A 21,896-nucleotide genomic window follows, 5' to 3' on the forward strand; every position below is an offset into this window, starting at 1 on the left:
TCTTCGGTGTTGGTTGTGTTGCTGTATAGGCGGGAATTTCTTCCCGCCTGATTGGTCGGCCATGACCATCGTGTTAAGGGGCAGGCGGGCGTTGACCACTCTGCTGTCTGGCGAGGAATCTGTAACCAACAAGGCCTGCGCCTTATGGGATATATCAATTATAGTACTTTCTGCACATCAAAGAAAAATACTGCAAAACACTGTAAACACGATGTCTGTTGAATCGATAGTTCTGCTCGGCCCAGGCCGCCAATGGGCCAAGTCCAAGCGGTTTGTCATGCCGTTCATGCTGATCACTCCGGTTCCTCTTCCGTCGGCTTCTTATGATTGGCATAAGATGAAAGGCATGATTGACCATCTGACGCTGATGGTCCGGGATATGGGCCGGTCCGTTGATTTCTATACCAGGGCCTTGGCTCCGCTCGGATACGTGGCCAAGGCGCATCACGAACCCACCATCGGCTTTGGCGTTGCCGACGACGGTCTCCATTCCGATTTCTATCTGACACCGGCCGGAAGTGACGCCTGCTCGCCCTTGACCCACATAGCCTTCAGGGCTTCCGATGCCTCGGTGGTCGATGCCTTCTACAGGGAGGCGATCGCTGCGGGCGGGCGGGGGAACGGGGTCCCCGGTCCTCGCGACTACCACCCGGGGTATTACTCGGCCTTTGTGTTGGATCCGGATGGGATCAATGTGGAGGCGGTCGTGGACTGGTCAGGGTTACGGGCGTAGTGCCACCAGTCCACATTGGGGGCCTTTCAAGGTCCAGGGCGGCTTGGGATGCCTAGGATGACTCCATGACCTATATTGCCGCTTTCGATGTAGGGACCACGCAGGTCAAGGCCGTCCTCGTGGATGAGAAGGGTGTCGGCAGGGTCCTCGCATCCAGCGGCCCCCTCCCAATCCAAACGAGGGAGGGACATATCGAGCAGAATCCCGAGGATTGGATTCAGGCTTTCATTGAGGTGACACGGCAGCTTCTGACCCAAGCCGTTCGGGAACTCGAACACTTCAGTGCCAGCGAGCTGAAGGGCATCGTCATGAGTGGGCAGATGCAGGACCTGATCGCCTTGGACGGGCAGGGGCAGCCCCTCGGGCCGGCCATACTCTATGCGGACGGCAGGGCGGGTGACGAGGCTGCCGAGTTGGTGGAAACCTATGGTGAGGAGACCTTCCGCACCCTGGTGGGGAACCCCTGCGAAGGGTCCCTGCCCGTGGCCAAGTTGATGTGGATGGCCAGGCACCAGCCGGAAAGATATGCAAGGGTGCGGCATGTGCTCATCGATGCCAAGGACTATCTGATCTGGTGGTTGACGGGAGCATATTGTGGCGATGTGACCGCCTGCTCGACCGCAGGTGCCATGGACCTGAGGTCGCGGCGGTGGAGCGGGGACATCCTGGCTGCGGCTGGATTGAATGCCAAGGTCTTCCCTGAGCTGTATTCACCCTGGGAAGTGGTGGGTGTCAGTACGCCCGGTGCTTCCGCGGCAACCGGCTTCTCCCCGGGAACGGCCGTCTACGCGGGAATGGGGGATGCCGGAGCCTCAACCTTGGCGGGTGGGGTGTTCCGGCCTGGTCAGTTCAACATCAACCTGGGCACATCCGGATGGATCGCCACAGTTTCGGACCATGCGGTGACGGACCGCGCCGGTATGGCCAACCTGGCCTACCTGGGTGAGGACACCATCATCAACACGGTTCCCTTCCTGAACGCCGGAAACGTACACCGCTGGGCTTGTAAGGTCTTTGCCGAAGCCGGAGCCGTCTCTGACCAGGGGGATTCCGCGAATGACCGTGCCGGTGATGATGGCGAATCGTACCTGCGGATGGGCAGGCTCTTGGAGTCCAGCCCTGCCGGAGCCGGGGGACTTGTCTGCCTGCCATATTTGGTGGGGGAGCGCTTCCCGATGATGAACCCATCGATCCGCGGGGCCTATGTAGGTATCTCCTCGGATACCCGGACCTGCGACATGGCCAGGGCCGCTCTGGAAGGGGTCGCCTACTCGATTCGCCAGGGTCTTGATCTCATGGGCATGCCGGTGGAACGCGTCACACTCATCGGTGGCGGTGCCCGTGAGACCCGGTGGTGTCAGATGCTGGCGGACATCCTGTATGCCCCCGTCCAGGTGCTGGATGATGCCCACGTCATGCCGGCCCTTGCCCTGGCCGGTCTGGTCTCGGCACGGCAGGGGGTGCTACCCTCATCACGACCGGATCTGCACGGTGTGGAGGACTTCCTGGAATCCACCCTGGCCGGTCAGATATATGCCCCGAACAGCGCGAATCGTCAGGTATACGATGCCGCTTACAACCGGTTCAGACGCCTGTATCCGGCCATCGACTCAGTGAAATGGACCGCCCGTTCCAGGTGCTGAGCTCATCGGGCGACAGCCGGGAGTCAACCGTACTAAGAGGAATTCCAGGAAGCCAGGGGAACAAGGGTGCAGGCAGACTTGCAATCGGCGTGTCTGTGTTTATTCCCTGCAAGCCATCAGTAGGCTTCTCGCGTGATGTGTACCCCCGGAGAGAGTCGAACTCTCGTTGTCAGATTGAAAGTCTGGTGTCCTAACCGTTAGACGACGGGGGCGAACGTGCCCATACTACCCGGCCCCCCTAGACCAGGCAAGCCAGGTGTCGTGTCGGGTGCCGGGCGGCCCCAGGCTAGGACAAGCTCAGTCCGCCTGGTTCATCTCCTGTTCGCGCCGATGGAAGAGCTCCATCTGTTCGCTGATCCATACCCGTTCTGCCGGGTTGATGTCGGCCGATTCCAGGTACTTCTGGTAGACGGGGTAGAAGGCCCTCAGGATCGGGTAGAGGGCGTAGAGCGTATGCTCCGGCTTCTGTTCCCGGGTGTGCTGCGGGTGGGCGTCGAAGGTGTTCTTGAAACGCTGCATGTATCTCCGGAAGGAAGGGAAGGAGGTATCCATCCTCCGGGCCGATATGCCAGCATTCATGTCCTTGCAGTAGACGGTCTTGAAGCCCTGGTCGATCAGGTGGAGGGAGATATCGACGTCTTCGTGCATGATGTCCGCCTTGTCCCGGCAGACCTTGTTGCGGATGGCCTTCCAGGCGGTGGCCCTCAGTGCCATGTTGGAGCCATAGAGCAGATACTGGCCGTCGTCGGCCCGGTAGATGGCCTTGCGGATGGTGTTGTCGCCCTTGAGGCCAATGGTCTTGCCTGGCATGTCGTAGTATGCGACGGGACCGGTGGCACCCATGGCCTCGGGGTCCTCGGTGAATATCCTGCTGACCACTTCCACCCAGTTCGGCCTGAGCATGCAGTCCGCATCGATGCGTCCCAGTACATCACCCCTGGCGCTGTCCAGGCCGAAGTTCCTGCTGGGGATCAATCCCTGCTCCTTGTCCTGATGAAGGAGTCCGACATGGGCGTCGGGATTGTGATCGATGAAATCCTGGACGATGGCTGCCGTGCGGTCGGTGGACTTGTTGTCCACCACCAACACCTCAAGTGGCGCCTGGCTTTGTCTGGTGGCATTGACGAGGCAATCGGCTATGCGATCCTCCTCATTCCAGGCAGGAATGACTATGGAAACGGTCAACATATATCTCAGGATACGTGTCACCGGCTACACCAGCAGAAACCGGACGGCTCGGGATGGGGATGGAGGGGATGGTCGCAGATCGAAGCGGTGTGCGCTGAATATCGAATCATGTCAGCATGATTGGGATAATGGGGACCATGGCGAACGATACAAAGCAGCAGTTCGATTTTGCGACCGTCTTTCCGCCCAAGGGCGACCCTCGCAGGCCACCGGAGTGGTTCGGTCGTGCCCTTCTCTATGCTGTCATAGCGGTATTCCTTGCATGGTTTGCATACTCCTCATGGTGGAAGCTGGAATTCCTGGTCCTGGATGTGATCATCTCCGTCTTCGTGGCCCTGGCCATGGAACCGCTGGTGGTCAACCTGGTCAGGCACGGGTGGAAGCGCGGGGCCGCTTCGGCCGTTACCCTGGTCGGACTGATTATTGTCGTCATCGTCCTGATGGGCTTGTTCGGCAACCTTTTCGTCAAGCAGCTGATCGGTATGGTCAACGGAGCTCCGGCCTTTTATGACCAGATGGTGGACTTCGTCGAGAAATACACCCAGTGGCGAATGCCAGCCATGCAGGATCTGGGTGGTGAGATAGCCAAGAACATCCAGACTTCCTGGGTGACCGACTTCGCCGGACAGGCCCTGACCACGACCGTAGGCTTCTTCGGAGCCATCATCAACATCATGACGGTCCTCCTGGTCACCTATTACATTTCCGCAGCCGGTCCCAGACTCCGTCGAAGTCTCTGCCAGTGGCTGGGACCCAACAGCCAGCGTCGTTTCATTTTCGTGTGGACCATCGCCCAGGATCAGATCTCCAGCTTCCTCTTCAGCAGAACGATCCTGGCCTTGATTTCCGCGGCCTGCATGTCAGTTTTCCTGGTTGTTCTCAAGGTGCCCTATTGGCTCCCCCTGGCCCTTTTCTGCGGTCTGGTCTCCCAGTTCGTTCCCACCATCGGCACCTACATCGGCGGTGCCATTCCGATCGTGGTGGCCTGGGGAAGCAGGGGAATCCTGATAGCCGTAGCTGTCCTGGTCTACATCATCATCTACCAGCAGATCGAGAACCTCCTCCTGGCGCCGAAGATATCGGAGCGGACCATGGATCTCAACCCGGCCGTAGCCTTCCTTTCGGTTCTGGCCTTCGGTGCCGTCTTCGGAGCCCTCGGAGCCTTCCTGGCCCTGCCTCTCGCGGCCAGCTTCCAGGCTATATTCAACGCTTCCATCAAACATTATGAGCTGATCGATTCGCCCCTGATGCAGGACCCCAAGCCGGTCGGCAAGTCCAAGGTGGTCGAGGGGGTCGAGGCCTTCAACGAGCACGTGATACAACCGGTAACCAGCCATGTGGGCGGTCGTTCGGCCAAGGGAAGCAGCGCCAGGGTCAGCGTTCAGGACCCGGTCTCCATGATTGCCGAGCAGATCTACCGGCCTCCGACAGCCGAGGATCTTGACGAGTCGCAGACCATGGCCATTCCCAAAACCAATGCGGTTTCGGGCACGAACAGGCTCAGGGGGGTCGAGGATGCGGCTGTCGACCATGGGGTTCCGGGATCTGCGGACCAGGAATCCGACCATGCGGAATCGGGGAGTCCGAGATCAGAGCGCGCGAATTCCGAAGGACCCTCCAGGTCGTCCAGAAAGAGCAATCCGCGTAAGGGATGGCGCTGATGGCCTTCCTGAAGGTTCTCGACATCCTCATGATGATCCTGGGGTCGGTCGGCATCGTCTACCAGGCCATCTGCATCGTCACCTCCTTCGTGGCCAAGCCGGTGGTCTTCCCCGAGGCACCCTTCGACAAGCACTTCGCGGTTTTGATCTCCGCCCGTAACGAGGAGGGCGTGGTCGGTACGCTGATCGATTCCATCCATTCGCAGACCTACCCCAGCGGCATGGTTGACATCTGGCTTGTGGCCGACAACTGCACCGATGATACTGCGGGCCTGGCCCGGTCCAGGGGATGCCACGTGATAGAGCGGCATGATACCGAGCACATCGGCAAGGGATACGCCCTTTCCTACCTGCTTGACAAGATCATCAGCCGGGGATATTCCAAACGCTATGATGCATATTTCGTCTTCGATGCCGACAACAGGCTCGACAGGCACTACATCGAAGAGATGAACAAGGCCTTCCAGTCCGGGTTCCGTATCCTGACCAGTTACCGGAACTCGGTCAACTTCTCGGACAACTGGGTCTCCTCGGGCTCGGCCCTGTGGTTCATCAGGGAATCCCGCTTCCTCAACTCCTCCCGAATGGTCTTCGGGTCCAGTTGTCACGTGGGGGGCACGGGATTCATGTTCTCCAAGGAGGTGATGGAACGGAACAATGGCTGGAAGTTCCACCTCCTGACCGAGGATCTGGAATTCACCATGGACTCCGTGTTGCACGGGGATCGGATCGGGTACTGTGGCACCGCCATCCTCTACGACGAGCAGCCTGTAACCTTCAAGCAGAGCTGGCGCCAGCGACTGCGGTGGAGCAAGGGCTTTCTCCAGGTCTTCCGTTACTACGGTCCGGCCCTGATCAGCCGTGCCTTCCGTGAACGTGACTTCTCGGCAGTCGACCTGACCATACTCATCTGTCCTTTGACCGTTCTGGCCGTCATCCGTTGCGTCTTCGGTATCCTGTTCCCGGCGCTCGGTTTCGTTACCTGGACCAGTCAGATAACCGAGCTGGTGGATTGGGTCGCCTCCGCGGTTCTGGGAATCCTGGCTCTGATGGGCCTGGCCGCCATCACCGTCCTGGCCGAACGCGATAAAATCGGTGCCTCCAACAAGGAGCTTTTTGCCTATTGCCTGAGTTTTCCCATATTCATGCTGAGTTACCTGCCCATATCCTTTCAGGCCATCTTCGCCAATCCCGGTTGGAAGCCCATCGAGCACAGCGGCAGGTAGCCATCCCCCCCCCCCCGGGTGCCGTGGAGACCTCCAGGTTCCGCGGGATGTCCGCTGTCTGGGATGATTTGATGTGGCATAAGGTAATAACGGACAATGCATACGCAGATCGGGGGATATCATCCATGTCTCCTGCTCCCGAAGGTGTCATGTCTGTCCCGGCTGATTCATCCGTATCCTCCGCCCGGCGATTGATGGGGGGGGGGTAGGCCCCATGGCGGCGCCCGTCCCCGTTGCCTTGCCCCCCGGTCCTCATGCCGCCATTTCCATCCGCGGCCTGGTCAAGACCTTCCAGGACAAGGTTACGGTCAACTCCCTCTCTCTTGATATTCCCAGGGATCCTTCTACGGGTTGGTCGGTCCCAACGGGGCGGGGAAAACCACCATGCTGAATATGGCTACCGGGCTTCTCCCTCCTGATTCCGGCCAGGTCATGATTCTGGGCCGGGATGCCCGGTCCGACATCAATGCCTCCGCGTTCCATCGGAGTCATGCCCCAGGCAGACCAGATCTTCGACAGAGTGACCGGGCTCCAGTTGCTTGTTTACGCGGGTATGCTACGAGGAATGCCCAGGCGGGAGGCCAGATCAAGGGGAAAGGACCTGTTGCTGGCCTTCGACCTGGCCGAGGACGCCGGGAAGCAGATCAATGAGTATTCATCAGGTATGACCAGGAAGATCTGTCTGGCCTCGGCCATGATTCACTCGCCGCGCATCCTCATCCCGGATGAGCCATTCGAATAGGTCGAACCGGTCTCCAGCGTCAATCTGAGGGACAGCTTGGTCGAGTATGTCTCCCACCCGGGGCACAGTGGTCATTTCCTCGCACGTCATGGCCCTGGTGGAAAGGATGTGCACCCGTGTGGCCGTTATCGACCACGGACTGGTCCGGGCCGACGGGACCATAGCCCAGGTCGCCGCAGGGGAGGACCTGGAGGACCGCTTTCTTGACCTGGTCGGTGGACGCCGTGCGGCCATGAGAATTGACTGGCTCGATGGTGGTGGACAGTCACCGGCGAACAATACCCGATGAGCACGATACGTTCCATCATTGCCCTGCGCTGGGCACTCACCATGGGGACCCTGAGGAAGTCCTCCTGGCAGGTGATTGCAGCCATTCTACCGGTCATTCTGGGACTCGGTGTCGCCATAGCCTGCTGGTCTGTTGCCGTGGAAGCCGGTTTCCCGGATGTCCGGGGCCGGTTTCGACGAGTCCATATGGGTCGGTGTCGTATCGGTTCTCCTCCTGACGGTCGTCAGTTTCATGGTCATTCTTGTCCGGATGATGGTCATTGGTCAGGGCTCCGGCATGAGTCCTGACCGATTCGTCCTGTACGGCATACCTGACGGTCGGTTGCAGACCGGGATCTACCTGGCCGCCCTGGCAGGCCCCGCCTCCGTATTCGGACTGGTCTGCCTCCTGGCAGTGGTGCCCCTGTACAGGAGCCGGGGTGCCGGACCCATGCTGGCGGCTGTCCTGGGTGCCGTGCTGGGCCTGGCGGTGCTTCTGGCGCTTTCACGCGTCTCCATGGACCTGGTGACCACCCTGGTTGCTTCCAAGAGGGCGAAGTGCGGGTTTTACCTGATAGCTTTGCGTTCTCCTTCCTGATCTGCCCTCTGCCGCCCATGATCACCTCTGAGGCATCCTTCCGTGGCCCCGATGCGGATGGGCTGGTTAACGGCATCGGATATCCTGGCCTGGACCCCACTGGGGGCGGCTTTCCGCTTGCCTCAGGATGGTATGGGGGTTCCTGGCCATCCTTCCTCGGCCGGGTGGTCATTGCACTGGTGACCCTGGTCCTGTGCGGTCTGGCTGGGATCCGGTGCCTTCGGCATACGTGATTCGCCCATGATCGCGAGATGGTAAGAAAACAGGGCTCCGGGGCTCTGGGTGCCTTCAACCGGGTTCCCGATCCGTCGATGGGGGCCGTTGCCGCTCGTCTGGTGGCTTACATGCGCAACGACACCCGCAGAATCGTATACCTTGTTCCCTATCCTGCTCATGATCGTTTTTGCCTTCCAAGTCGGTACCGCCCCCTCCCTGTCTGGTTCGTCCCAATCATGGGTGGCTCCATACTGATGATGGTTGAGGGCAACAATCTGGCCTACGACGGTAGGGGTTGACCATGGAGGTCATGGCCGGCGTGCGCGGGTTGGATGACCGGTCGCGGCAGGAGTTGGGTCGCCGTTCGTTTAGAACTGCCGTATTTGCCTATACTCTGCCTGATCTGTTTCCTGGTAACCGGCTGCTGGAAGAGCGTTTTCGATCTCATGGGGGTGTCGGACCTGGTCTGCCTTACCTGTGGCGTTGTCCCATCCGGATCCGGTGTTGCCCAGGTCATCTCGACTGTGTTGATCTACCCGGTGGCCCCCATGGACCGTCCCTCCTCCACCCCGCAGGGGAGGGTCGTATTCCAGTCATTCATACCGCTCCTTCAATTCCTGGTGCAGTTCGTTACCATGATTCCGACACTAATAACGGCCGTTCCTGTACGTTCTCTTGCGCCTTCCGGATCTGCTCTGGCCGATTGCTCCGGTGGCTTTGGCCAATGGCCTGATCATCTTCATGGTCGGCGTCCATTGGGGCGGCAGGCTTTTCGACAACCGCCAGTTCAACATCATCCGTACGCTTGACCGATTCGCCATCCTTCAGTCATGATGGTGGGGGTCAGGTCGGACTAGGCTGTCTGATGTTCGTGCCCATTACCCGTGTGAGGGGGACTTCCATGCAGGAGAGTGCAATTGGCTGGTAGACACCGGGGGGTGCTGACCCGCAGGTCATTGGTGATGCGTCGATGGAGGGCGGCCCTGTCCGTTCTGGTGTCTGCGGCCCTGATCTGCGGATATGCGGCTGCGGATGCCCAGGATGTACTGCCCGGTCCCCTGACCCTGAAAGCGACCAGGGCCAGGACGGCGTCACCAGCCAGAACCATGCCGGCACCCCCCGGTGGTCTCGGTGCAGCCGGCGTCGGTGGACCAGTCAATCAGGTTCAGGCTCGGCAGCTGGTGGAGAAGTTCGCCGACAGTCCGGGTCTGGGGCAGGATTACTCCCTGGTCATCCGCCAAGCGGACGGGAGGCCCGTCATCCAGGAATCGGCCCAGGTGGCCCGCCAACCTGCTTCGACCATGAAGACCCTGACGGCGGCCGCTGCCGCCTCCGTTCTGGATATGTCATCACATCTGGCTACTGATGTGCGGATCAGTGATGTCGCGGGTGACCATGCCCGGCTGGTCCTGGAGGGTCATGGCGACATGTTGCTGGGGTCTGGTACCAACGACTCCCACCATGTCAACGGTCGTGCGGGCCTGGCCACCCTGGCCGCCATGACCACGGATGCCCTGCGCAGAACAGGGGTCAGCCGAGTAACGGTGGCCTATGATGACGGTCTCTTCAATGATGCTGGACAATCCGAAGGTCTTCAGGAGAACAATCCTGGCGGAATCTACTTTCAGGAACCGACGGCCCTGGCCGTGGACCAGGGCCGTGACTGGTCCGGCACCCAGCGAGGCGGCGACCCGGATGCAGGAGACGTCTATCTGCCCAGGGTCCCCCAGCCGGCGGCCCAAGCCGCACTGATCTTTGCCGGAGCCCTGTCGGGCAACGGCATCGGGGTGGATAATCCGGACCGACCCGATCGGGCTGAATCCGGCCGGGGTCCTGTCATCGCCAGCGTACGATCCGCCCGCCTCAGCGAGATCATGGCGCTGATGCTCAGGACCTCCGACAATACGCTGGCGGAACTCTTCGGCCGTTTGACGGCGATGAAGATGGGCAAGGAGAATCGTCCGGAAGGTGCCGTAAGGGCAGTCACGGAAACCCTCAACCGTCTCGGGGTCGATACCAAGGGGCTGGTGATGGCTGATTGCTCCGGTTTGGCACCCGGTTCCGCACTGAGCGTGAATACCCTGGCCCAGATACAGGAGCTTGCCCTGGGAGCCAGGGGAATCGCCCCTGTGGCCAAGGGGCTCTCGGTCGTGGGACTGACCGGAACCGCCGCCACCAGGAAGGTTGACGACCATGCCGATGGACTGGTCAGGGTCAAGACCGGCACATTGGACCAGGTCACCTCGATGACCGGGAACGTCTCCCGGAGGTCCGGCGGAAGTCTGGTCTTCGCCGTCATCGTCAATAATCCGCGGGATATGGCCGCAGCCAAGCAAGCCGTGGATCTGTTCGTCACTTCTCTGGATCGCCTGTAGCCGTGCGTCAGTCGGAAGGGGTTGGTGTCTTGTGGTCTATTCCGCGCAGATGAAGAAGGCCGTAGGAGCCCTGCGTTCCTGCCTTGAGGATGCCGGTCTGAGGAGGCAGGATGGCCGATTTGCCAGACACGGCAGACATCGCCCCGATCCGGATGCGCCCCTCATTCTGGTGGCCTGCTCCGGTGGGCGTGACTCCATGGCCCTGGCAGCGGTCTCCGCGAAGGTCTCGGCCATGTTGGGGCTTCGCTGTGGGGCCGTGCTGATTGACCATGGGCTGGCCAAGAACTCCGATCGGATCAGTCTCAAGGCTGCAACTGATTGCCGGCGTATGGGGCTGGACCCCGTACGGGTCAGGCCCATCCATGTGCCCCGTACCGGCGCGGGTTTGGAGGCCGATGCCCGCGAGGCCAGATACGAGGCCTTGGGGGAAGAGGCCAGGCAGGTCAATGCTTCGGTCATCCTCCTGGCCCATACCATGGATGACCAGGCCGAGACCGCGCTCATCGGACTGATTCGTTCCCGGGGTTTGGATGCAATCACCGGTATGGATATCCGGATGAATCGGGGCGGACTGGAGTATCTTAGGCCCTTCCTTGGTATGACCAGGCAGGATACCACGCAAATCTGCCTGCAGCAGGGACTCTCCTGGTGGGATGACCCCACCAATGGAGACGGGTACCCGGCTGATCATACCCTGCCGGATGACTTCCCCCTGCGTTCCCGTGTGCGCCATGACCTCCTGCCCGCGCTGAGTCGGTTCGCCGGGCATGATATGGTCCGCAGCCTGGCCCAGGGGGCCGACATGGCCAGGCGCGACGCTGCCTACCTGAACCGGCAGGCGGCGGCCCTGGTCGATCAGGTGATCGATGCTCCCGAACCCGATGATGCCGCTCATGGTATCCTGGTCCGGCTGAACGCCCGACGGCTTCGCGACCAGGATCCCGCTCTTCGCCTGCGTTTCATGGTCCATCTTCTGACCGATTTGGGCATCCAGGCCGATTCCTCGCAGATCAGGGCTCTTGACTCCCTGGTCTCGGACTGGCACGGACAGCGGGGGCCGGCATTTCCCAGCTCGTATTCAGCTTTTCGTAAGAGTCAGGTCATTCTCATATGCAATGATGGACATCATGCGAATCGCTGATATTCAATCCCACATCGATCATGAGTTGGTATCCAAACAGCAGATAGAGGACTTGATCCAGAGGACGGCCACCCGTATCAGCGGGGATTATCAGGGAAAGAACCTGATGATGGTGGCCGTGCTCAAGGGGGCTTTCAACACCCTCGCCGCCCTTTCCCAGGCCGTGACCATTCCGGTCCAGATCGAATTCATGAGCATCTCCAGCTACCCCGGCCGGAAGACCACCGTTTCCGCGGGCGATATCGAGATTCGCATGGACCTGGGGTGTGATGTACGCGGACGGCATATCCTGATTGTGGAGGATATCATCGATTCCGGATACACCTTGCATTGGCTGGTGAACATGCTTCGGTCGCGTGGAGCCGCATCGGTGGAGGTCTTCGCCCTGCTCGACAAGAAGGTCAGGCATGAGGTCGAGGTCGAGGTCAAATACCCCGGATATGTCATTCCGGACGAGTTTGTAGTCGGATTCGGACTTGATTACGACGAGCGTTACCGTAATCTGGATTCGATTGCCGTACTCAGATCGGATGAGTATCTGGATCAGGAACAGAATCAGAATCAGGGGAAGCATTCATGAGCTACTCGCAGGGACCACAGCAGGGCCCACCCAAGAACAACGGCAACGGGGGCAATGGCCCGGACAGGGGCAACCCCTTCTTCAACTTCAACAGCGACAGGGGTGACGGGAACGGTTCCGGCGGGAACAGGTCCTTCTGGCGCTCGCCCTGGCTCTGGGCCATCCTGTCCATTTTGATCATCATGGGTATCTTCGGCTTCTTCAACAGTCAGAACGGCCCCCAGACCATCGACACCAAGGATGGTCTGGCGCTCCTGGCCGGTAACCAGAAGAGCGGGGAGGTCAAGTCAGCCGAGATCACCGAGAAGATGCAGGTGGTCGAGCTCAAGCTGAACAACGACTTCACCAAGGAGGTCGACGGCTTCCGGGGCAACAGGACCACGAAGAACTTCGGCAAGGACGTCCAGTTCTACTATGTGTTCGACCAGGGCCCCCAGGTGGTCAAGGCCGTGGAGAAGGCGGGGCTGAGCGAGGGATACAACTCGGTTGTTCCACAGACCAGCATGATGAGTCTGCTGATTTCGTCGGTCCTGCCCATGCTGATCATCCTGGGCGTGTTCTGGTTCCTTCTTTCCCGGATGTCATCGGCCGCCGGGGGCAATATGTTCGGCATGGGGGGCAAGAAGAGTTCGGCCCGGCTCAACGACGGACAGACCCCCAAGACCAAGTTCTCCGACGTTGCCGGCGAGGATGCGGCCGTCCAGGAGGTCGAGGAGATCAAGGACTTCCTCAAAGATCCCTCCAAGTACAAGGCCCTGGGCGCTCGTATACCCCGTGGCGTGCTGCTTTACGGACCTCCCGGAACCGGTAAGACCCTCTTGGCCAGAGCCATCGCCGGTGAGGCCAGCGTGCCCTTCTATTCCATGGCGGGTTCGGACTTCGTCGAGATGTTCGTGGGTCTGGGCGCCTCCAGGGTGCGTGACCTCTTCGACGAGGCCAAGAAGAACGCACCGGCCATCATCTTCATCGACGAGATCGATGCCGTGGGCGGCAAGCGCGGATCGGGAATGAGCGGTGGCCACGATGAACGTGAACAGACCCTGAACCAGCTCCTGGTCGAAATGGACGGTTTCGACAACGACACCAACCTGATCATCATCGCAGCAACCAACCGACCCGACATCCTGGACTCGGCCCTGTTACGCCCCGGACGGTTCGACCGGCAGGTCGCCGTGGAGGCCCCCGATCTGGAGGGCCGTGAGGCCATCCTCAAGGTGCATGCCAAGGGCAAACCCTTCGTGCCGGACGTGGATCTGCACACCGTGGCTGTCAGGACTCCGGGGTTCACCGGTGCCGACCTGGCCAATGTCCTGAACGAGGCGGCCCTATTGACGGCTCGCTCCGATGCCCAGCTGATTGACAACCGGGCCATCGATGAGGCCATCGACCGCGTGCTGAGTGGCCCCAGGCGCCGCACCAAGGGAATGGCCCTGGAGGAGATGCGCAACACAGCCTACCATGAGGGTGGCCACGCCATGGTCGCTGCGGCCCTCCACCACACGGACCCGGTTACCAAGGTCACCATCCTTCCGCGTGGTCGTGCCCTGGGCTATACGGCTGTCATGCCCACCCAGGACCGGTACTCCCAGTCGCGCAACGAGCTCCTGGATCAGATGGCCTATGCCATGGGCGGCCGGGTGGCCGAGGAGGTCGTCTTCCACGATCCCACCACAGGTGCCTCCAACGATATCGAGAAGGCGACCGGTATCGCCCGCCAGATGGTCGTCGAGTATGGGTTCTCTTCGAAGCTCGGAGCCATCAAGTGGGCTGATGAGAACGACCAGGATTCCGGACTCGACGCACTGAAGCCCCATAACTACTCGGAGCAGACGGCCGAGATCATCGACAAGGAGGTCCTCGACCTGGTCGAGACCGCCCACAACGAGGCCTGGCAGATCATCAGCCAGAACAGGGAGGTTCTTGACGAGCTGGTTCGTCAGCTCCTGGTCAAGGAGACCCTGAACAAGAATGAACTGGCTGCCATCTTCTCCAACCTGAAAATGGCGCCTGAACGGGCACTCTGGCTCTCCAACGAGAACCGCCCCGATTCCGATCTTCCTCCGGTGGAGATTCCCAAGGCGCTTGAACAGAGTGTCAACGGGGAGGCTCCGCAATCCGGTCAGGAGCCCGGTTCCCCCGTACAGGGCAGGTAGGTTCGGGAAGAGCTGCCGCCGGAAACGGTTTCCTGGGTCCTGTATCCCACACGATGCAATGAGGTGGGGTAGATCATTGGCCGGATATGACCGAGAGGGGTTGAGACATGGATTCGATTCAGTTGAGCCGGATCAGGGCCAGACCCCTGCATCCTCGTGATGGTGCAGACTATGTCTATCAGGTCGATGCCACCCTCTTTCTGGACCTGAGTGAGGCCGGTCGTCTCGACGATGCCACCGAAACCGTGGATTATATCCAGGTGGTCAACAGAATCGTCTCCCTGGTCGAGCATGAGCCCGTCGTCCTTCTGGAGGCACTGGCCGCCAGGGTGGCCGATGCCATTCTGCTCTCCCACCAGGTCAGACGCACCAGGGTCCGTGTTGCACGGCTGGGTGCCGATGACCAGACCGAGACGAATTTCCGGGTCAGCGTAACCCTTGAGCGGGCGGTCGATGGCTCGGATGCGGCGAGCACCGCCTCGTTGGTTTCAGCCCAGGAACATGAGATCGACAGTGCCGATGCCGAGGATACGGTGGGGGAAGTGCACCCTACCCACGGGTCGGCCGCAACCCATCCATCCGTGGATCATGACTTCCTTCGGCGGCACCGCGAGGCACGGAACCGTCATCCCATGGGCACCATCCATGCAGGAAGTCAGGAAGATGCCGACACCTATGGGGACGGTGGCCGCCAGTCGGTTGAGAACCCAGGGGACGGATCTGAACCATCCTTGTCCACTCATCGGGTGGTCATTTCCATGGATGGGGCGGGGGAGGATTCCCAGCAGGCCATGTATGTGGCTCTCGCCTCCATGGACGGGATGCCCGGCAGTCAGGTCGTCGGGATCTCACCCCTCTATTCCTATAGGCCCGGCCCTGGATCCAATGACGGGGCCCACCTCTGTGCCGTGGCCATCCTGCATACCCCCTTGGCTCCCCGCGACCTTATCGAGACCCTGCGCATGATTGAGTCCGCCTGCAGGACGGTTGGGAAACGGGATCCGGAAGGCGACGATGGACCGCTCAGTCTGACCATGGTGGATTACGGGGGCATGATGGTCGATGATGAAGGTCTGGATATCCCCCCCGTCAGGACAATCGGCAGTGCCTCGGTCCTGGTGCCCTGGGCCTTTCTTGAGCCGGATGCCGTCCCGGTCGGTTCGGATGATGGGGGGTCAGTTGCCCTTCTCTCCCGTAGGGCACCGGACGGGGACCGCCTCGACCTCCTTTCCGAGAACTGGATATTGGATGGTTTGTCATGAGAACACGTCGCACGCCCATTGCCTACTATTTCGTTGCCCTTGCCTTGGGCATGGCCGGCGGTCTGGTCGTCTCCGAGGTCAGCATGTCAACCAGGGCCGACCTGATGGGGGTGCACTGGCTGGTTTCCCTGCTACTGCTTGCCTTGGGGGTGCTGGTTCTGATCATGTGTGTTCAGGTCCACCGATATGCCAAGGGTGAACGCAAGGAGTTGGACTCCCGCTTCGCCGTCAATGCCCTGATCATGAGCAAGTCCTTGGGAATAGCCTGTGCGGCCTTGCTGGGTTGGTACGGCGCTCAGGCCCTGATGAGCATGGGGCATGCCAGTGCACCCTACTACGCTTCGGTCATGGTGGAGTGCCTGGTGGCAGCGGCCGTGTGCCTGGTTGATGTGGTCATCGGGGCCGTGGGGGAGTGGCTCTGCCAGCTGCCGCCGGATGAGGGGCCTGAGAACCCGGAGAAGCGTGGTCCCAAGACGGGCCGCATGCCGGATGCCGTCCAGAAGAATCGTACCGACTGATTCCCTGCCAGGCGCTCGGGGCTGAATATCAACGGGCTATCGCAAGGGTCTCGGCCAGGCCGGTCCAGGGAAGCATCAGTCCTTGTTGTTGGCATCCTGAGGGACCCGGATCATGGCTTCCTGGATCATGACGGAGGCCAGGGCGCCATCGCGGGTATAGACCTTGGCCACACAGAGACTGCGACCATGGTCGGCCACGGGGGAGTCCTGGACGAAGAGGTGCCACTTATTCAGGTCGATGTCCTGATACCACCACATGGAATGATCGATGGAGGCAAAGGAGATTCCCCTGGTCGTGATGCCCAGGCCGGAACGGCGCAGGGCCGGTTCCATCATGATCTGGTCGCACTCCAAGGCCAGGAGGGCCCGGTTCATGGTCTGCGACATGTCCAGATGGCCATCGGTCCGGCTCCAGACCATCTGACGGCCGGAATCCTTGGCCACGGCCTCCTTGTCGACGCCCAGCAGGACGGTCTTGCCCAGGTGACGGATGTCGAACGGCGACTGGGTTACGTAGTAGTCGGCGAATGATGACTTCTCGGCATAGGGCCGCATCAGATCCTTGGCGCTGGTCAGGTCTTCCGGATCGGGCAGGTCACCGGGCATGGGGTCTGCGTATCTGACACCATGCTGGCCGGATTCCTGGTAGGACAGGACGGTCGTCAGTATGGAGCCCTTGGATTGGAGCACATCCGTTCGGCGGGAGGAGAAGGACCTGCCGTCACGCAGGGTCTCCACGTCCACCCTGACCTCTTCTTCGATGCTTCCGGTACGCAGGAAGCATGCATGAACGGAGTTGGGCAGGCGTCCCTCAGGAACCGTTCTAGACCCGGCCATGACGGACTGGGCCACGATCTGGCCCCCATAGATGCGCTTGGTGGGGAAATAGAGCGAGTCCCCCCTGAAGAGGGTGTGAGCACCCTCCTGGCCGGTCCTAACGACATCCAGGACCTTGACCACGTGCTCCAGCGGCGTTTCTTCCGGTGTCATGCTTTCCCCCATCCCAGCTTGTTTGCGTCCCTGTACGTGTCAGCGCGTCAACTTGCGGTGGATCCTATGAGGCCTGGAGGCCTCCTCGCCCAGCCGCTGGACCTTGTTCTCCTGATAGGCATGGAAGTTGCCCTCGAACCAGTACCAGTTGGCGGGATCCTCATCCGTGCCCTCCCAGGCCAGGATATGGGTGGCGATCCTATCCAGGAACCAACGGTCGTGGGAGATGACCACGGCGCAGCCGGGGAAGGCCAGTAGGGCGTTCTCCAGGCTCTCCAGGGTCTCGACATCCAGGTCGTTGGTGGGTTCGTCCAGGAGGAGGAGGTTGCCCCCCTGCTTCAGGGTCAGGGCCAGGTTCAGCCTGTTGCGTTCACCGCCGGAGAGAACCCCGGCAGGCTTCTGCTGGTCGGATCCCTTGAATCCGAAGGAGGCCACGTAGGCGCGGGTAGGGACCTCGATGCCTGCCACCTCGATGAAGTCCAGACCGTCGGAGACCACCTCCCAGAGGTTCTTGTTGGGGTCGATTCCCTCGCGGTTCTGGTCCACGTAGGATATCTTGACCGTGTCGCCGACCTCCAGGGAGCCGGAAGTCAAAGGCTCCAGCCCCACGATGGTCTTGAAGAGTGTGGACTTTCCCACACCGTTCGGTCCGATGACACCGACGATGCCGTTGCGCGGCAGGGTGAAACTCAGATCGTCGATCAGGACCCGGTCGCCGAAGGCCTTGTGGATGTGTTCGGCTTCCAGGACCTTGGACCCCAGGCGAGGCCCCGGTGGAATCTGGATCTCGGAAAAGTCCAGCTTCTTGTTGTTGCGGGCCTCGTTCTCCATCTGCTCGTAGCGTTCCAGACGGGCCTTGTTCTTGGCTTGCCGTGCCTTGGGGGAGGACCGGACCCATTCCAACTCGGAGTTGAGCCGCTTGGCCAGCTTGGCGTCCTTCTGCCCCTGGACTTCAAGGCGCTTGGCCTTGGTGTCCAGGTAGGTGGTGTAGTTGCCCTGGTAGGGGTAAAGGTGACCGCGGTCCACTTCGCAGATCCACTCGGCCACATTGTCCAGGAAGTACCGGTCGTGGGTGACGGCCAGGACCGCACCCTTGTAGGTGTGCAGGTACTGTTCCAGCCAGAGGATGGACTCGGCATCCAGGTGGTTGGTGGGCTCGTCGAGGAGGAGCAGGTCGGGTGCCTCGAGAAGAAGCCGACAGAGGGCCACGCGACGGCGTTCCCCTCCGGATATGACCGAGACCGGCGTATCGGGGTCGGGGCATTGCAGGGCATCCATGGCCTGGTCCAATTGTGAGTCCAGGTCCCACCCGTCGGCGGCGTCGATTTCCTCCTGGAGCTTGCCCATCTCGGCCATCAGGGCATCGTAATCGGCATCGGGGTTGGCCATCTCCTCGCCAATCTGATTGAAACGATGGACTTTCTCCATGATGTCGCCATAGGCCAAGCGGATGTTCTCGCCGACGGTCTTGTCTTCGTCCAGTGGCGGTTCCTGCTGGAGGATGCCCACCGAGTAGCCCGGGGTGAGTTGGGCTTCGCCGTTGCTGACGGTCTCCAGCCCGGCCATGATCTTGAGCAGGGTGGACTTGCCCATGCCGTTGGGGCCCACCACGCCGATCTTGGCTCCCGGGAGGAAACTCAGCGTGACGTCATCAAGAATGACGCGGTCGCCGAAGGACTTGCGCGCCTTGATCATCTGATAGATAAATTCAGCCAAGGAACTACCTCACAAAAGGTTGGGAATTCAACATTGCAAACTGCACCAATCGTAATGGAGACTTCCGACTTATGCGGCTGGCAAAGCCCATATCTCCGGTGTGAAGGACCTATCGATTTTCCCTATACCCCTCTGGGGGATTCGGGCGGTCGTACAGGGTAGCCTTGAGGAGGCGTTCCCGCCCGACGTGCGCAGGTCAAGGGGCGTCGACCTCGGTCCTGGCCGGTTCTGACCAGCCCGGGCCTCTCGCTGTGCGCATGATTGAACGGACCGTTCTTGCAATGGTCGTGATGGAGTAACCATGACAGAGAAACAACAGGATAATCGAATACCGGCAGCCCGCAGGTTGCGCTGGAGGCCCCTGGACATTGCGGTGGGTGCCGGCCTGGGAGCCGTTTCGGGATTGATCTACTGGGCGGCAAGTCTGCTCTCGTCGTGGGTGTTCCCCCTGATGACGGCCCTCCTTCCGGGTATGGCAGCCCTCCTGCATGGGATTTTCTACTTTCCTTGCACCCTGTCCCTATTGATATTGCGCAAGCCAGGGGCGGCCGTCTATGTGGGAATCATCAGCGTGCTGGTCGAGATTCTGCCCGGCAACGCCTACGGTGGCCCCATGGTCTTCGTCGAGGCCATCCTGGAGGCGTTCTGCGCAGAACTGGCTTTCGGCATCTTCCGCTACCGTCGGTGGACCCTGGGTACGACCATCCTGGGTGGCGTCATGATTGCCATGTTCTACAACGCCTTCCTTCTTGCCTTCTACTATCAGGGGGTTTCCCCGCTCAGCCCGCGAGGCATCATCGGGACCATATGCGAATTGATCAGTGGAATCGTCCTGGCCGGTCTGGTCAGTTGGGCCCTCTTCCGGGCCATCGGCAGCACCGGAGCCTTGGACCGTCTGGCCTCCGGCCGAGACGTCAGACAGGTGTGAAGCCGTCGGCCCCATGGGGGTGCACTCTCAATCCATCTTCACAGGGTGCGGGCATCGATCCGCAAGTTGCCGCGGGGGGGGGGGGGGACTCGCCCTCCTGGGCTCTTATCCCACCAACCCGTGCAGAACCACATAAGATGGACCCACGATGCCCGAATCGGGCAGGAAAGGTGTCGCCATGACCAACCTTCGTTCTTATCTGGCAGCGGGCATACTTCCCCTTGTCCTGATGGCCGGTGCCTGCGGTTCTTCGGGCGGCAGCCGGGTGCAGGGGGAGACGGACCCCCGGGCGGCCATCAGTGTCAACAACACAGAGCCGACCGCGCCCCTGATTCCCTCAAGCACCAACGACACGGCCGGGTGGAAGGTGGTGACCCAACTCTTCGATGGGTTGGTCACTTTCGATGCAAAGGGCCGACAGACCCTGGTTCAGGCCAAATCAATCACACCCAACCAGGATGCCACCCAGTACACGATTGTGCTCAGACCGGGGCTGAGGTTCAGCAACGGGGAGATGATCAAGGCGAAGACCTATGCGGATTCTTGGTCCTTTGCTGCCAATGCGGCCAACGGTCAGTTGGGGGCTTCCGCCTTCTCCACCATCGAGGGGTACGACCGGATCCAGGACGAGCATGGCGATCCCAAGGCGACCCTGTCCGGCCTGGAGGTCGTGGATGACCTGACCCTGAAAGTGGCCATGGCCAGGCCAGATTCGTCCTTCCCCTACAAAGTGGGCGACGTGGCCTTCCTGCCGCTGCCGGCATCCGCCTACAAGGACATCAAGGCCTTCGGCAATCATCCGGTGGGGAACGGACCATATCGGTTCAAGTCATGGGTGCCCAATCAGGGGATTGAACTTGAACGTGATCCCTCATATAAGGGGCCCCGCAAGGCCCGTAACGGGAGTTTGGAATTCAGGGACTACCAGAGTCTTGATGCGGCCTATGCCGATGCCCAGGCCGGTCGTCTGGACGTGCTCGATACGGTACCGGTCTCCCGACTGAAGACCTTCCGTCAGGAGTCGGCCCTCCAGCCCCTGGTCAAGCCTGGCCCAGCCTTCCGTTCCCTGACCGTCCCGCAGGCTCTGCCGCATTTCCAGGGACGGGAGGGGGCCTTGCGCAGGCAGGCATTATCCCGTGCCATCGATCGGAAGGGTATAGCCGACAAGGTCTTTGCAGGCTCGGTCGTTCCGGCCAGTGACTTCCTTGCGCCGACCATCACCGGGCACGCGGGTGACATCACGGGGCATGAAGTTGTGGACTACGACCCCGATAGGGCTCGGGAACTGTGGAAGGATGCCGACGCCATCTCCCCCTGGGAGGGGACCCTGAGGATCGCCTACAGCGCCGACGGGACCGACAAGGATTGGGTCGATGCCGTCCTGCACGGGTACTCCAAGGTACTGGGAATCAAGGCCGATGCCAACATCTTCCCGACCGGCAAGGAGTTCAACACCGCCGTCCACAACCGTCAGGTGAACAGCTTCTTCAATTCCGGTCTGACTTCGGACTACCCCCATCCCGAAGGGTATCTGGTGCAGGGATACGCCTCCTCCCAGGCCGATGGGAAGGGGCTCAATAACGGCGACTACAAGAGCGGTGAGTATGACGCGATTCTGGCCCGGGCAGCGACCAAGGTCGATCTGGACAAGTCCATGGAGGACTACCGCCTGGCCCAGACCGTTCTTTTCAAGGACCTGCCGGCCTTGCCGCTGTGGTACCGGAAGGTCTCCGCAGTGGCCGGCAAGCAGGTGCGTGACGTCCCCTTTGGGTATATGGGGTTGCCGGTCTACAACCGGATCACCAAGCAGGTCTGACGACTCGGTCCGTGGCGTTATGACGTGCCTGTTTGATACCATGACTCTGCCGACCACGTCGGCGTGGGGCCTTAGCTCAGTCGGTTAGAGCAAACGACTCATAATCGTTCGGTCCAGGGTTCAAGCCCCTGAGGCCCCACAGG

At 60.8% G+C, this 21,896-nt stretch carries 17 protein-coding genes, 2 tRNA genes and 1 pseudogene; 16 read left to right on the forward strand and 4 right to left on the reverse strand.

What is annotated here, in order from left to right; all coding sequences use genetic code 11:
- Nucleotides 1–346: 346 nt before the first annotated feature.
- Both Q0K62_RS05320 and Q0K62_RS05325 read left to right on the forward strand, forming a co-directional pair.
- Nucleotides 347–733: a VOC family protein gene (locus tag Q0K62_RS05320; RefSeq protein WP_297316945.1), complete on the forward strand. Its 387-nt coding sequence runs from the start codon at nt 347–349 to the stop codon at nt 731–733.
- Nucleotides 734–798: 65 nt separating this feature from the next.
- Entirely contained in the window at nt 799–2,376 is a 1,578-nt protein-coding gene (locus Q0K62_RS05325; protein ID WP_297316946.1) for an FGGY family carbohydrate kinase, read from the forward strand.
- Nucleotides 2,377–2,516: 140 nt separating this feature from the next.
- On the opposite strand, the gene Q0K62_RS05330 is transcribed toward Q0K62_RS05325, so the two are convergent.
- Nucleotides 2,517–2,588: transfer RNA gene (locus tag Q0K62_RS05330), tRNA-Glu, on the reverse strand.
- A gap of 85 nt (nt 2,589–2,673) precedes the next feature.
- Nucleotides 2,674–3,564: a glycosyltransferase family 2 protein gene (locus Q0K62_RS05335; RefSeq protein ID WP_297316962.1), complete on the reverse strand. Its 891-nt coding sequence runs from the start codon at nt 3,562–3,564 to the stop codon at nt 2,674–2,676.
- Nucleotides 3,565–3,701: 137 nt separating this feature from the next.
- Between Q0K62_RS05335 and Q0K62_RS05340 the strand changes: the two genes are divergently transcribed.
- The 11 genes and pseudogenes from Q0K62_RS05340 to Q0K62_RS05390 all read left to right on the forward strand — a co-directional run bounded on the left by Q0K62_RS05340 (nt 3,702) and on the right by Q0K62_RS05390 (nt 16,303).
- On the forward strand, nt 3,702–5,225 hold the full coding sequence (locus tag Q0K62_RS05340) for an AI-2E family transporter (RefSeq protein ID WP_297316947.1): 1,524 nt from the start codon (nt 3,702–3,704) through the stop codon (nt 5,223–5,225).
- A complete protein-coding gene (locus tag Q0K62_RS05345) occupies nt 5,225–6,451 on the forward strand; it encodes a glycosyltransferase family 2 protein (RefSeq protein WP_297316948.1) in 1,227 nt (408 codons plus the stop codon). The genes Q0K62_RS05340 and Q0K62_RS05345 overlap by 1 nt, the downstream gene beginning before the upstream one ends.
- 214 nt (nt 6,452–6,665) lie before the next feature.
- Nucleotides 6,666–7,482: pseudogene (locus Q0K62_RS05350) on the forward strand (ABC transporter ATP-binding protein).
- Between the two features lie 156 nt (nt 7,483–7,638).
- A complete protein-coding gene (locus tag Q0K62_RS05355; protein WP_297316949.1) occupies nt 7,639–8,058 on the forward strand; it encodes a hypothetical protein in 420 nt (139 codons plus the stop codon).
- A gap of 927 nt (nt 8,059–8,985) precedes the next feature.
- A complete protein-coding gene (locus Q0K62_RS05360; RefSeq protein ID WP_297316950.1) occupies nt 8,986–9,108 on the forward strand; it encodes a hypothetical protein in 123 nt (40 codons plus the stop codon).
- An 83-nt stretch (nt 9,109–9,191) separates the two neighbouring features.
- Nucleotides 9,192–10,649, forward strand: coding sequence for a D-alanyl-D-alanine carboxypeptidase (locus Q0K62_RS05365; protein WP_297316951.1), 1,458 nt, complete (start codon nt 9,192–9,194; stop codon nt 10,647–10,649).
- Between the two features lie 31 nt (nt 10,650–10,680).
- Nucleotides 10,681–11,790, forward strand: coding sequence for a tRNA lysidine(34) synthetase TilS (gene tilS / locus Q0K62_RS05370; protein ID WP_297316952.1), 1,110 nt, complete (start codon nt 10,681–10,683; stop codon nt 11,788–11,790).
- The gene (hpt, locus tag Q0K62_RS05375) at nt 11,777–12,370 is read left to right on the forward strand and encodes a hypoxanthine phosphoribosyltransferase (RefSeq protein ID WP_297316953.1); all 594 of its coding nucleotides are present in this window, start codon (nt 11,777–11,779) and stop codon (nt 12,368–12,370) included. The genes tilS and hpt overlap by 14 nt, the downstream gene beginning before the upstream one ends.
- Nucleotides 12,367–14,523, forward strand: a complete 2,157-nt coding sequence (ftsH, locus tag Q0K62_RS05380; RefSeq protein WP_297316954.1) for an ATP-dependent zinc metalloprotease FtsH — start codon at nt 12,367–12,369, stop codon at nt 14,521–14,523. Before hpt ends, ftsH begins: the two co-directional genes overlap by 4 nt.
- Nucleotides 14,524–14,630: 107 nt before the next feature.
- Complete coding sequence (locus Q0K62_RS05385; RefSeq protein WP_297316955.1) at nt 14,631–15,785, forward strand: dihydroneopterin aldolase; 1,155 nt, start codon at nt 14,631–14,633, stop codon at nt 15,783–15,785.
- Nucleotides 15,782–16,303: a DUF3180 domain-containing protein gene (locus Q0K62_RS05390; RefSeq protein ID WP_297316956.1), complete on the forward strand. Its 522-nt coding sequence runs from the start codon at nt 15,782–15,784 to the stop codon at nt 16,301–16,303. Before Q0K62_RS05385 ends, Q0K62_RS05390 begins: the two co-directional genes overlap by 4 nt.
- Before the next feature lie 75 nt (nt 16,304–16,378).
- Here the strand turns inward: Q0K62_RS05390 and Q0K62_RS05395 are convergent, their stop codons facing one another.
- Nucleotides 16,379–17,305, reverse strand: coding sequence for an acyl-CoA thioesterase domain-containing protein (locus Q0K62_RS05395; RefSeq protein ID WP_297316957.1), 927 nt, complete (start codon nt 17,303–17,305; stop codon nt 16,379–16,381).
- Nucleotides 17,306–17,332: 27 nt separating this feature from the next.
- Nucleotides 17,333–19,009 (reverse strand): energy-dependent translational throttle protein EttA, encoded by a 1,677-nt coding sequence (gene ettA, locus Q0K62_RS05400; RefSeq protein ID WP_297316958.1) that lies wholly within the window; start codon nt 19,007–19,009, stop codon nt 17,333–17,335.
- A gap of 301 nt (nt 19,010–19,310) precedes the next feature.
- Here ettA and Q0K62_RS05405 point away from each other — a divergent pair, with 301 nt between their 5' ends.
- The 3 genes from Q0K62_RS05405 (at nt 19,311) to Q0K62_RS05415 (ending at nt 21,892) form a co-directional block, all read left to right on the forward strand.
- Nucleotides 19,311–19,937, forward strand: coding sequence for an ECF transporter S component (locus Q0K62_RS05405; RefSeq protein WP_297316959.1), 627 nt, complete (start codon nt 19,311–19,313; stop codon nt 19,935–19,937).
- 178 nt (nt 19,938–20,115) lie between these two features.
- The gene (locus tag Q0K62_RS05410) at nt 20,116–21,753 is read left to right on the forward strand and encodes an ABC transporter substrate-binding protein (RefSeq protein WP_297316960.1); all 1,638 of its coding nucleotides are present in this window, start codon (nt 20,116–20,118) and stop codon (nt 21,751–21,753) included.
- Between the two features lie 65 nt (nt 21,754–21,818).
- Nucleotides 21,819–21,892 (forward strand) — tRNA-Ile (locus Q0K62_RS05415).
- Nucleotides 21,893–21,896 lie beyond the last annotated feature (4 nt).

Source organism: uncultured Bifidobacterium sp. (genome assembly GCF_945269915.1).
In the GTDB taxonomy this organism is placed as follows: Bacteria; Actinomycetota; Actinomycetes; order Actinomycetales; family Bifidobacteriaceae; genus Bombiscardovia; species Bombiscardovia indica.

Coding starts and splice junctions, on each gene's coding strand:
- Q0K62_RS05345 (WP_297316948.1), top strand. CDS start 5,225: ATGGCCTTCCTGAAGGTTCTCGACATCCTCATGATGATCCTGGGGTCG.
- Q0K62_RS05320 (WP_297316945.1), top strand. CDS start 347: ATGATTGACCATCTGACGCTGATGGTCCGGGATATGGGCCGGTCCGTT.
- Q0K62_RS05340 (WP_297316947.1), top strand. CDS start 3,702: ATGGCGAACGATACAAAGCAGCAGTTCGATTTTGCGACCGTCTTTCCG.
- Q0K62_RS05405 (WP_297316959.1), top strand. CDS start 19,311: ATGACAGAGAAACAACAGGATAATCGAATACCGGCAGCCCGCAGGTTG.
- ftsH (WP_297316954.1), top strand. CDS start 12,367: ATGAGCTACTCGCAGGGACCACAGCAGGGCCCACCCAAGAACAACGGC.
- Q0K62_RS05410 (WP_297316960.1), top strand. CDS start 20,116: ATGACCAACCTTCGTTCTTATCTGGCAGCGGGCATACTTCCCCTTGTC.
- hpt (WP_297316953.1), top strand. CDS start 11,777: ATGCGAATCGCTGATATTCAATCCCACATCGATCATGAGTTGGTATCC.
- Q0K62_RS05390 (WP_297316956.1), top strand. CDS start 15,782: ATGAGAACACGTCGCACGCCCATTGCCTACTATTTCGTTGCCCTTGCC.
- Q0K62_RS05395 (WP_297316957.1), bottom strand. CDS start 17,305: ATGGGGGAAAGCATGACACCGGAAGAAACGCCGCTGGAGCACGTGGTC.
- Q0K62_RS05325 (WP_297316946.1), top strand. CDS start 799: ATGACCTATATTGCCGCTTTCGATGTAGGGACCACGCAGGTCAAGGCC.
- Q0K62_RS05355 (WP_297316949.1), top strand. CDS start 7,639: ATGTCCGGGGCCGGTTTCGACGAGTCCATATGGGTCGGTGTCGTATCG.
- Q0K62_RS05335 (WP_297316962.1), bottom strand. CDS start 3,564: ATGTTGACCGTTTCCATAGTCATTCCTGCCTGGAATGAGGAGGATCGC.
- Q0K62_RS05385 (WP_297316955.1), top strand. CDS start 14,631: ATGGATTCGATTCAGTTGAGCCGGATCAGGGCCAGACCCCTGCATCCT.